13 protein-coding genes are annotated in these 11,526 nt (G+C 43.2%); 4 read left to right on the top strand and 9 right to left on the bottom strand.

The features are described 5' to 3' along the window. Positions 1–512: 512 nt before the first annotated feature. From IH879_11615 to IH879_11590, 6 genes are all read right to left on the bottom strand, one after another. Positions 513–848: a 4a-hydroxytetrahydrobiopterin dehydratase gene (locus IH879_11615; protein MCH7675583.1), complete on the bottom strand. Its 336-nt coding sequence runs from the start codon at positions 846–848 to the stop codon at positions 513–515. Between the two features lie 305 nt (positions 849–1,153). Beyond that, positions 1,154–2,542 (bottom strand): radical SAM protein, encoded by a 1,389-nt coding sequence (locus IH879_11610; protein ID MCH7675582.1) that lies wholly within the window; start codon positions 2,540–2,542, stop codon positions 1,154–1,156. Between the two features lie 12 nt (positions 2,543–2,554). Beyond that, positions 2,555–3,712: an Mrp/NBP35 family ATP-binding protein gene (locus IH879_11605; GenBank protein MCH7675581.1), complete on the bottom strand. Its 1,158-nt coding sequence runs from the start codon at positions 3,710–3,712 to the stop codon at positions 2,555–2,557. Positions 3,713–3,837: 125 nt separating this feature from the next. After that, the gene (locus tag IH879_11600) at positions 3,838–3,978 is read right to left on the bottom strand and encodes a ferredoxin family protein (GenBank protein ID MCH7675580.1); all 141 of its coding nucleotides are present in this window, start codon (positions 3,976–3,978) and stop codon (positions 3,838–3,840) included. Positions 3,979–4,138: 160 nt separating this feature from the next. Further along, positions 4,139–5,017: an RNA polymerase sigma factor RpoD/SigA gene (locus tag IH879_11595; GenBank protein MCH7675579.1), complete on the bottom strand. Its 879-nt coding sequence runs from the start codon at positions 5,015–5,017 to the stop codon at positions 4,139–4,141. Continuing rightward, complete coding sequence (locus IH879_11590) at positions 5,014–5,580, bottom strand: TetR/AcrR family transcriptional regulator (protein MCH7675578.1); 567 nt, start codon at positions 5,578–5,580, stop codon at positions 5,014–5,016. The genes IH879_11595 and IH879_11590 overlap by 4 nt, the downstream gene beginning before the upstream one ends. A 603-nt stretch (positions 5,581–6,183) precedes the next feature. Between IH879_11590 and IH879_11585 the strand changes: the two genes are divergently transcribed. From IH879_11585 to IH879_11570, 4 genes are read left to right on the top strand one after another with little or no spacing between them, the layout of a single operon-like run. Further along, positions 6,184–7,143 carry a cysteine synthase family protein gene (locus tag IH879_11585; GenBank protein ID MCH7675577.1) on the top strand — a complete coding sequence of 320 codons (960 nt, stop codon included), beginning with the start codon at positions 6,184–6,186 and terminating at the stop codon, positions 7,141–7,143. A gap of 1 nt (position 7,144) precedes the next feature. Then, entirely contained in the window at positions 7,145–7,570 is a 426-nt protein-coding gene (locus IH879_11580; GenBank protein ID MCH7675576.1) for a M67 family metallopeptidase, read from the top strand. A gap of 21 nt (positions 7,571–7,591) precedes the next feature. Beyond that, positions 7,592–9,040: a molybdopterin-synthase adenylyltransferase MoeB gene (gene moeB / locus IH879_11575; protein ID MCH7675575.1), complete on the top strand. Its 1,449-nt coding sequence runs from the start codon at positions 7,592–7,594 to the stop codon at positions 9,038–9,040. A 41-nt stretch (positions 9,041–9,081) separates the two neighbouring features. Next, the gene (locus IH879_11570) at positions 9,082–9,384 is read left to right on the top strand and encodes an MTH1187 family thiamine-binding protein (GenBank protein MCH7675574.1); all 303 of its coding nucleotides are present in this window, start codon (positions 9,082–9,084) and stop codon (positions 9,382–9,384) included. A 227-nt stretch (positions 9,385–9,611) separates the two neighbouring features. Here the strand turns inward: IH879_11570 and IH879_11565 are convergent, their stop codons facing one another. The 3 genes from IH879_11565 to IH879_11555 form a co-directional block, all read right to left on the bottom strand. Beyond that, a complete protein-coding gene (locus IH879_11565) occupies positions 9,612–10,193 on the bottom strand; it encodes a thioredoxin family protein (protein ID MCH7675573.1) in 582 nt (193 codons plus the stop codon). Between the two features lie 320 nt (positions 10,194–10,513). Next, positions 10,514–10,687, bottom strand: coding sequence for a hypothetical protein (locus IH879_11560; protein ID MCH7675572.1), 174 nt, complete (start codon positions 10,685–10,687; stop codon positions 10,514–10,516). Positions 10,688–11,046: 359 nt separating this feature from the next. Then, a partial coding sequence (locus IH879_11555; GenBank protein MCH7675571.1) for a hypothetical protein occupies positions 11,047–11,526 on the bottom strand: 480 nt, incomplete at its 5' end.

The following is an 11,526-nucleotide window of genomic DNA, read 5'->3' as shown; positions in this document are numbered from 1 at the left end:
GTGTTATTAATTCCTCAAAACCAACCGCAATCAATTCATCGCGCATAGGTTGTACAGCCTCAGGATCATATGTGGGTTGTGGTGATATAGGAAATTGCATCATAGTTCTCCTGGTATTTTATAGTATTACGGATTAATATTATCTTTAATTTTTTTTATAATATAGTTAAATTAAATGTTATTTGTGATTTTTATAATTTACAAGTATGAATTCAAATATTCAATTCTACGGACCATTTAAGATTTAATCAACCCGGCCATACATTTGAAGGCGTTGGTGGTCCAACTCATCTTACTGGCGTTAAAGTCTTATTTATCCGAACCATTGTGCTGGACACCCCCTTCATCATCCCATCTCTGTCTATTAAAGCAGTCCTCGCATAATGCTGTCTTGCTGCCACTTTCGGTATCAGTACCGCTTGTTGGTTGGCCGCAACCTGGACATTCATACTCTTTTTCCGAATTATCATTGTCAGCTAAAGAGCGCATTTCTTTCTCCATGTCTGAATTCTTTAATACAATTGATCCGATTTTGCTGCCATGACGAAATCATTGCGATGCAACCCTCTGATTTTGTGCGTCCACCAGGTAACAGTCACTTTGCCCCACTCGGTCAACAGGGCTGGGTGATGACCTTCCGCCTCTGCTAATTCGCCCACTTTGTTAGTGAATGACAAGGCCTGAGAAAAATTATCAAACTTAAAGGGACGCTCTACCCGTTTGATGCCATCCTGTTCCACTATCCTCCACTCGTGTAGTTGCGGAATAAATTCCGCAATCTCCTTTTCTGTGACTGTGGGCGCACCCTTACTGCAGGCAACACATTTCATTTGCACTAATTCTGCCATTTTCTACCTCCAATAGCCATTGTTTTTAAGAAGAGATTTTTTGGAATCCTCTCTTTACTTTCTTTGCTTGTTCCAGCTTCCAAGAAACTGAGACGGTGTGGCACATCGCCGAGGCTGTTATCTTAACGAGCACTTCACCAGCCTGCGGTTCAGGCCGACTAATGTCTTCCAGCCGAAACGCCTTTTGGGACCCGTGATATCGTATGGCTTTTCATGATTTGGTCAAATCCTTTTACTTAGCTGGGATATGGTTTAAGACACCTTTTAATTTACACCAGAGCAAACTGCTCCTCTGTCGGTTCTGCTCAGCAATACCAAGGTTCGTTTAAATAAGGAATGGCTGCCCGCGCACGATGGTTTTGCGGCTCTGGCATCGGATCGGATTTCCCTAATAGGGTATCGATACTATCCCATACATTTCTGAATATTTCTTGTCGAGTTGCCTTTCGGGCATTTCCGGCACTGACAATTTTCATCACGCGCTGATGTAGTTCATCAACCAGGGGATCAGGATTCTGCCATTCGTAACTGAGCAATTCTTCGTTAAATGGGCCTATGACAGCAGAAGTTTCGGGCAGTTCTAATAATTTTGACCCCTCAGGAATGAGTAGGCGAATTGCCAACTGCACGGGCGAAACATTTTCAACTAAATCTAATTTGATCAAGGTTTGCAATAATTCCCGATAACCGTCAAGGCTTGTCCAGGGCGTGAAGGGGACAAAGGTGGGATTGAGAACTAATCCGAGCTCATCAAAAAGTTTCACCACCTGAACAAAATCTTCTTTGGTGTGTCTTTTATCGAAAAAGTAAAGGATGCGTTCATCAACGGATTCCACAGCACTGGTCACGATGGCGCAGCCGGTTTGTCGCAAAACAGGCAGGTGTTTGGCATATTTAAGCAGGTGTTCAATCTTGATGGTCACATCATAAGTCAGATGCGGAAATTCATTATGCAGCGCCTCTACAATAGGCAGGGCATGGCCGGGTCCGTTAAAAAAGTCGGGATCTCCGAAAGTAATATGCTCTGCGCCTGCTGCCACCTGTTGGCGGATGTCGGCTAATACCACATCCCGCTGTACGATCCGAAAATGGCCGTTGTAAACCGGCACAACCGGACAATGGCGGCAAAAATGTTTACAGCCGCGAGAGGCTTCAACATAGCCAACAACTTTAGAATGAGCATTCCCGCAACAAAGTTGTGCATACCGGGAAAGTGATGGCAAATCCTGCCGGTCGGGGGTGATAAACTTTTGCCGATTCAGCGAAATCCTGGGTTCGGTTTGTGGCCATGGGCCGTTTTCTTCAGTATTGGACGCCGTCAAATTCTGTTGATGCAACCGCCTACCAAGGCTAACCAAGCCTTCTTCAAACTCTCCGCCTAAAATCGTGTCTGCCCCCAACCGTCGTAGATAATGTTCGTTCATGGGAGCATAGAGGCCGTAAAAACAGACGTGTGCTGTAGGATTCATGTCTTTGACTCGATCAAGCAGTTGTAGTGCTAACCGAGTGGCAGTATGCATCGGAATATAGAATGCGATCAAATCTGCTTTCCGAACTCCGTCAGCAGGCAAAGGTTCGAGGGCACAATCGATGCAAGTAACCCTGTGACCCTCACGACGCAGCCAGGCAGCAGGTGAGGCCAATCCAAAAGGTTGGCGGCTTAGTTCATAGGTAGAGATTAATAAGATATTCAAGGATACGCTCATCTAACTTATTTTGAAAACTCGTTTCAACAAGCCCTGGTCTGTTTCTTTGGCCTTTAAAATGTCGATTTGTTTCATTACTGAACTAGCCAGATTTTTGAAAGCCACTGAAACCGATGCCTCAGGTTCTGAAATAACAATTGGCGTTCCCTGGTCTCCCCCTATTCGCACTTTTGTTTCCAAAGGAATCTCTCCAAGAAATGGCACCTTGAATTTTTTACTGGCCTTTTTTCCGCCACCATGATCAAATATTTCGTGCCGCTTGTTGCAGTGGGGACAAATAAAATAACTCATATTTTCCACAAGCCCTAATATAGGCACCTCAACTTTTCTAAACATGTTGATACCTTTTTTCGCATCGGCGAGGGCCACATCCTGAGGAGTGGTCACGATGATGGCGCCAGTCAAAGGAACGGTCTGAGTAAGGGTGAGCTGGGCGTCGCCCGTTCCAGGCGGCATGTCAATGACCAGATAGTCTAACGCACCCCAATCCACCTCCCCGAGGAATTGCTGAATCATTTTCCCAACCATTGGACCGCGCCAGATAATGGCCGTATCGCCTTCTGAGATGAATCCTACCGAAACCATATGAACACCGTATCGTTCTAATGGGGCGATTTTGTTATTGCGCGTTCCTAATTTTTGATTCACGCCCATCATTATGGGAATATTGGGCCCATAAATATCTGAGTCTAACAAGCCAACGGCAGCCCCGCTTTGCGCTAAAGAAACCGCTAAATTGACAGATACCGTCGTCTTACCAACACCGCCTTTGCCACTGGCGACTGCAATAGTATTTTTGGCTGAAGGAATCAGATTTTGTTTTTGCGGCTGCACAGGTTGCTGAGGCCGCATAGCCGGCTGTGGGGATGACATGGTTTGTGCCGGTTGGGAAGAAATGACCTTAAGTGGATCGTTGATTTTGGAATTCACCGTTACGATTCCTACACCCGAAATGGTCATCACGACTGCCTTGGCATTTGCCAGAACTTTTTCTTTGAAGGGGTAAGAGGCACTCTTGAATTCCACAGTAAAACTGACGCGTGGCCCATCAATCTCAACATTTTTAGCCATGTTCAGTGAAACTAAATCTTTCCCCGACTGCGGTTCCTGAACCTGGGTCAAGGCCGCCAAAATATCTTTCTCATTTATCGAGTTCATAGATAAGTTATCTCCTGCCATTTCAATATGGCAAATTTACTATAAGGTAATAAAACGGGCGGTTCCCCGGAGGGAGGAATGTGAAGGAGATAGAAGAACCGCTGTGAAACTGGATATTGTTTTTTTTAAAAATCGCCTTTTACGGTGGTGAAACACCAAATGCCCTCATAGTTGTATCTTGTGCAATCATTCCATTTGTCAGGGACTTCATCTTCGGGGAAGATAGCTTCTACTGGGCATTCCGGTTCACAAGCCCCACAATCGATGCACTAATATCCTTTCAATTTAAATTACAAAAAACATCATAAAAATAAAATTGATGATTATTTTCAAACTTATGAGTCCGCTGAAAAAACGTTTCACAAATTAGTGAGTTATCTAAAATCGTAATACAACGGATTCTCATATTGGCTATTCTTAAATTCTTTACTCCAAATAGCCTCGAAGGTTATTCCTCACTTGTTTTGAGCGACGTAACCTGGCGAGGGCTTCATTACGTATTTGCCGCACCCGTTCCCTGCAAATCCCAAGTGGCTCACCAACCTCACCAAGGGTTAATGGCCGGCTGCCTCCAAGGCCGTACAGCAACTGCAAAATCACTCTTTCACGATTTTTCAAAACCTTTAATGCAATTTTCAGCTCCTTTTTCAGCGATTCAGACTTCAAACCGGCGTCCGGAGACGAGGTATTTGTATCTGGGATAATGTTAATCAGGCGTTTAGTAGAATCATGATCTAATGGGGTGTCCAGGTATTGTTGGAATTGTAAGTACTTTGAGGCATTGCAAAACGCGTGCGACTCATTACCAAGGGCTTCAGAGATTTCCGCAACAGTAGGCTCCCGTTTAAATTTTTGTTCTAATGAGTCAACAGCACGTAGAGTCTGTCTAACTTGCTGCAGACGATTCTGGGGCAGTCGAACTATACGGCTTTTGTCGTATAAAGCCTGTCGCATCGCCTGGCGTATCCACCAAACCGCATAAGTAATAAACTTTAGACTGCGATTGGGATCGAACGTCTCTAAAGCGCGCATAAGACCGATATTCCCTTCGCTAATCAAATCGGCTAGGGACAATCCGCGGTTCTGATATTCCTTGGCTACGCTCACCACAAAGAGCAGGTTAGAACGTATTAGCTTCTCGGCCGCCTGTTGACACCCTTTTTGGGCTCGCTTTATCAAGACGATTTCTTCAGCACGCGGTAGTACCGGTGTCTTACTGATTTCATCGAGATACCGTGTCAGAGAAGATTTTTGTTCTCTCCTGGTGGACCTTTTATTTTTAGAGATATTTTGATTCAAACTCATTTTTGCATCATTTTAAGACAAGTTTGCATTACTTCTTCTGTCAACTCAGTGTAGTTCACGGCTATGCGTCCGTTTTTAAGATAAAAGATGGTTTGCATGATGGTGCCCATTATCATGGCACCAGCTAAACTTGTGTCTAATTTTCTAAACCGTCCTTGCTTTTGTCCCAGTCTAAGAATCTTTTTTAGCATCTGCATAGGCTTCATTTTGTCTCGGGAATGTTTCTTCAGCTCAGTCTGATGCGCAGCGATAAGGAAGCTGTATCGTTTCTGTTCTCGGCGAGAAAACTCGAAATAGCCCTGCACGAAAGCCCCTAACATCTCTTCCGGTGTTTTGGTATTCTTGAGATAGCCTTTCAGAAATTTCCAGAAAAAATCTATATTTTGCTCGAAGATACTTTCTGCCAGTTCCGCCTTGCTTTCAAAATGTCGGTAGATAGTACCTTCGGCAATACCGGCTCGCAGGGCAATATCACGGGTAGTAGTGGCTTTGATACCTTGCCGCATAAAAAGAGATAGCGCCGCGTCAATCACTTCAGATTTTTTGGTAAGAGGTTTGGGCAAGTTACAGTTTCTTGAGTGAGTGAGTATTTACTCACATTAACCTGTTTATCTAATCGTACACGGAGCATTGGAAAAAGTTCCTTAAATTCAAGGTACCTTTTAGTGATTCAAAAAATACTTGTCTGAATGCCGAGTTTCAGTCCCTAATTTAGTGGGAAGGGCTTAAATTACCTTGCCAAAACGCTGTAGGATTTTAGCTGTTAGGGATAATGGCAAAGAGAACAATTCACACTCATCCAAAAATCTGAAATGTGTGACAGGGTGAGGGTCTTTTGACTTGCCCTAAAAAAGTAACCAATATGAAATTACTTTCACATTGTTTGAAAAATAATTTTCTTCTTGACATAAAATATAAACTTTAATATATTAATCAACAAATTATTGATACTCAATTAAACTTGTTACTAATGATAAGTTTCATTCATAACTTCATTTGTTTAAATAGTTCAAGCTGCTGTCTGCAATGTTTGGCCTGCATGTGTTGTTGTCAATGGAGAATGGGTTATGAATGATCTGCATTAAATAAACCCCTGAATATTTTGCAAATCAATCAAAGCCCACATTCAACTTTAATGTGGGCTTTTTTATTTTGTACAAGAATGTATGAACTCGATAATTGAAAATAGATTTTTGAAAAAGGCGTCGGAAGACTCGATAGCTCATTCAAGAAAGCAAATCATAGAGCAGGTTGGCAATACACCATTAATTGAACTCTCAAGTATATCAAAAGAAGTGAAACCGGTACAAATATTTGCTAAAGCCGAATGGTTTAATCCCGGAGGCTCAGTAAAAGATCGAGCCGCTTTAAATATGATATTGCAGGGTGAGAAATCACGTGCATTGACAAAAGATAAAATAATACTTGATGCAACTTCGGGCAATACCGGGATAGCATATGCGATGATTGGGGCCGCTTTGGGTTATAAAGTTAAATTGGCCATCCCCCAAAATGCGGGAAATTTATTTAAACAGACATTAGCAGCTTATGGCGCTGAACTTATTTATTCTAACCCCCAACATGGTTCGGATGGTGCAATTCGCGAAGCGATACGGCTTTATGAAAAAGCTCCTGAACAATATTTTTATCCTGATCAGTATAATAACAGTGCGAATTGGTTGGCTCATTATGACGGGACGGGTGCTGAAATTATACGGCAAACTAAAGGAAAAATCACCCATTTCATTGCTGGGTTGGGTACCAGCGGCACCTTCATGGGAGCGGGACGTCGCTTAAAAGAATTTAACGAAGATATTCAGTTGATTTCTGTTCAACCCGATTCCCCATTGCACGGTCTTGAAGGACTTAAACATATGAAAAGTGCCATTTTACCTGGGATTTACGATACCGAGTTGGCTGACGACAACCTTGAAATTAGTACCGAAGAGTCTCAGCTTCTGGTGAAGCGTCTGGCAAAAGAAGGCCTGTTGGTAGGAATGTCCGCCGGGGCTGCGTTGGCGGCGGCACTCATAATAGCGAAAAGGCTCACGACAGGCGTAATCGTTGTTATATTCCCTGATAGCGCACATAAATATTTTGACCAAAGATTTTGGCAAGAAAATTAATATGGCTCTTAAAATCCAAAAAAAACATTTGGAATTAATAAAGGCTTATGGAGTAGAATCTTATCCGAACGAATGCTGTGGATTCCTCTTGGGTAAACCAAATAACGGCGATAAGGAAGTGTTGTCAACTTTTCCTTCAGTCAATGCGCGGGAAGAAAGGGAAAAATATCATCGGTTCTTAATCACCTCTGATGCATATTTGCAGTGCGAAAAATTCGCTAAAGTGAAAAATCTGGATATTATCGGTTTTTACCATTCTCATCCTAATGCTGAAACCAACCCGTCTGCTTATGACGTTGAATATGGTTGGCCATGGTACTCTTATGTTATCGTGTCTATTGCCAATAACAAAGCTCTAGAAGTCACTTCATGGATATTGCAAAACGATCGGTCAAAATTTAAACAAGAGAAAATTATTCTAATTTAAATCTTTTAAGGAGAATGGGTCATGTCCATAAAAATTTTAATCCCCACCGCCCTACGACAGTATTCTCAAAACCAGGATACGGTTGATTTGGCAGGACAAAACGTAGGCGAACTTTTGCAGAATTTAACCAAAGAGTTTCCTGATCTAGCAAAGCATCTATTTAGTGAAGATGGCAAATTAAGAAACTTTGTCAATGTTTATGTAAATGATGATGACATCAGATATCTTGAACAAAATTACACGAAAGTGAAAAGTGGAGATGTGATTAGCATTGTTCCTTCAGTGGCTGGCGGAATGGACTCTAGCAAAGAACCGCCTACCAATGGTGAATTTTCTAAAGCTGAAATTGAACGGTATAGCCGCCATCTCATCATGCCGGAAGTCGCAATGGAAGGGCAAAAGAAGCTTAAACAAGCTAAAGTACTGCTGATTGGTATGGGTGGCTTAGGTTCGCCGTTAGCCATGTATCTCGCGGCGGCAGGAGTGGGTCGAATTGGCATGGTGGATTTTGACGTTGTGGAGTTTACTAACTTGCAACGCCAGGTCATTTATTCTACCGATGAGGTTGGCCGATCGAAATTACAATCTGCCCAAAACAGACTTCAAGGAATCAATCCATATGTGCACATCGATACCTATGAAACTCGTCTGACTTCTGAAAATGCCTTAGATATTTTTGAAAAATACGATATTATCATCGATGGCACCGACAATTTCCCAACCAGATATTTGGTAAACGACGCATGTGTCCTTTTGGAAAAACCTAACGTATATGGCAGTATCTTTCGGTTTGAGGGCCAGGCATCTGTATTTTATGCCAAAGAAGGGCCATGCTACCGCTGCCTCTATCCTGAACCACCACCTCCGGGCTTGGTGCCAAGTTGTGCTGAAGGAGGCGTTTTGGGTATTCTTCCTGGAAACGTCGGACTCATTCAGGCTACTGAAGCGATTAAACTGATTTTGGGAAAAGGACAACCTCTTATCGGCCGCTTACTCCTGTTTGATGCATTAGCCATGAAATATAGAGAACTTAAACTAAGAAAAGATCCAAATTGCCCGATCTGCGGTGAAAATCCAACCATTCGTGCGTTAATTGACTATGAGGAATTTTGCGGCATTGGCACGGATGCCGATAAAGTTGTATTAGAACCAGAATATGAAATTTCAGTTACAGAGCTTAATGAACAAAATGAGAGCAACGGTGATACATTTATATTAGATGTTCGCGAACCGCATGAGTATGAAATATGCCGAATTCCGAACTCTAAACTGATTCCTTTGAATGAATTGCCTACTCGCGTCCAGGAATTAGATCGCTCATGGAACATCGTCGTACACTGCCGTTCCGGTGCTCGTAGCGCAAAAGCCGTTAAGTTTTTGCGTGAAGCCGGATTTGATAAAATTAAAAATTTAAAAGGTGGAATTTTAGCCTGGTCGGATGAAGTGGATCCGACTGTTCCGAAATATTAACATTCGGATAAGCTACTGATCGTCGATAACGGAGGTATCGTATGAAAGTAATTATGGATCTTTGTATAGTTCCCATTGGGGTCGGTGTTTCGGTGTCTCGATATATCGCAGCGTGCCAACCAATCTTTTCTGAGTTGGGACTAAAGACTCACCTTCACGCTTACGGAACAAATATTGAAGGCGAATGGGACATAGCTCTTGCTGCGCTTAAGCGCTGTCACCAACTCATCCATGAGATGGGCGCTCCCCGAATTACAACGACTATCAAACTTGGAACTCGCACAGACCGGGAACAGACAATGGACGACAAGGTCAAGAGCGTTGAACAACAACTAACCAGCTAAAGCTGGCGACGACCTCTGGCTTCCCTTGTTATTATTGATGAGCGGCATAACATTTGTTTGAGCGGTGGCGGGTTGAAAACCACTGATGCTGATTAAAACACCTAACTTTGAGAATTCAGGAAACTGTGAAATCACATCCCGACTTACCAATCCCTCCAAACTTTGTTAGCTCAGCAACTCAACTATTGACAAAAGCGCTGGAAAAACCTTTCTATCCCCTCACCGCATCACACTAAATCACAGGCCTCAACCGGCATCCAATGCGCATCCTTTCCCGCCCATTTGACATTGCAGCCGATGGGATTGGTCAGCGCAACACTCACTGGTTTTCCGGCCAAATGTTCTTCCAGAGATCTCTCAAGATCATTCACGGTCATTTTACTCGTGTCACGAGGATTATCGATCCCTCGACCGGTGTAAATGAGCGTAAGGTCGTTATCGAAGACGAAAAAATGGGGGGTTCGTAATGCCCCATATGCTTGCGCAATCTCCTGTGATTCATCATATAAATAGAACCAGGGAAACTTGTGCTCCTTCATCCGAGCAACCATATGCTCAAAATCATCTTCAGGATAGGTGTGTTTACTGTTCGAATTGATGCCGATAAATTTGACACCGTGAGCCGCAAATTTTTCAGCCGTCCGCCGGGTGACTTCATCCGATCCGATGACGTAGGGACAATGGTTACAGGTAAAAAAGATGACCAGCATCCTGGCATCATTAAAATCAGATAATTGGTATGTATTGCCGTCTGTCGCAGGCAAGGTAAAATCCGGTGCTTTTGTGCCTAACTCTAATGTAAAAGCCATAATGTTCTCTCCGTGTTATGATGAATGATTGATAAAATTTGACAGAGAATACGGTTGTGCAACATGTTTCAGGTTTGTCAATAAGAATTTCACGACACACAACTCTTTTTGTGATAGTCTATCTATTAATTTAGAATAGTTTGACCGACCATCGTTTTAGATCATTATTGAAGAGGAATTGAACAAGGTAAGCGAAAGATATTTAATTTTCAAGGATTTCAGTTGCCCGAAGCATTGATCGGGGTCTACCCGAGTGTTACGGTAGGGGATATCTTAAGATTTCAGTTGAGGTGAACTCTAATTCTCAAGACTACAAAGTCTTACATAGTGAAATTGTTTAGTTCAAGTGTCTTTGTTGTTTCATAGTGGAATTTCAAGGCAATGTCGCGTTTGAGATTGGTGTCCTCGGCTTTATAAACGAGACCCAGCCCGCCCTGCCCGACTTGCTCGGTAATTCTGTAATGCAAAATAGTCTTCCCAACTAAATCAGCCATTCGTAACCTCGTAGATTTGTCCTATGCAAGTCATTAGCAGGCGGGCTTCGCCGAGCTTATCGAGGATATTGTAATGAGAAATTGTTCTACCTATCATTTCTTAATCAACTAATAAGAATTAGAGTATAACGGCGGCGTGTGCTGCCCGCGACATTAGAGCATCAAAACCTCGCATCACAACAAAACTCGAGAGAAGCTCCTGACTTTAAAATTGCACGCCGTCGTCGCGGGTCAGAACCACGCAGATGTTAGATGTTATACATTTAAGTGAGCGGTTTCAATCCGACTGCATGCAAATGTTACAGGCTATTTCAACTTTCGCTGGCTGTTTACGGAAAAGGGCATTTTTTAGGTAGAAGTCAAGGTCGAACAATTTCGCTAGTGGGGATAAAGATTTCATAATGCCCATGGCCAGTGATCCTGAACTGGAACCGTCCATCCATACTGGGGAGGCCACCTTGACCGCCATAATAAGTTACCGATAGGGACGTTAGCGGACCCTGGAATAATTCATCCTTCCGGTACCAGCGGAAACTACCAGATTGGAATCGGGTTGGCACACCGAACCGCAACTGAATCTGCAACATCAGGCTATCCGGGCCGTTCAGCCCGTCATCACGGGTCACCTCTGAATTACCCAGGAACTTAACTTCGATATCCACCGTCTCGCCATCTCTGAGTCCGACAAGCTCTTCCATATGTAGAGGCAGGAGGATTCGGGAGGTACCGTTTATCTTCTCAACAGAAGCTTCCTGGCTCCCCTGGCATTGTAAATTGAATAAGACAAGGGAGATGATGATAAATTCTTTAATTGCAATGTTCGGCAGGCGTCGAGTAGT

It is taken from the genome of candidate division KSB1 bacterium (assembly GCA_022562085.1).
GTDB lineage: Bacteria > Zhuqueibacterota > Zhuqueibacteria > Oceanimicrobiales > Oceanimicrobiaceae > Oceanimicrobium.
This window is presented reverse-complemented; position numbering and strand designations above follow the sequence as displayed.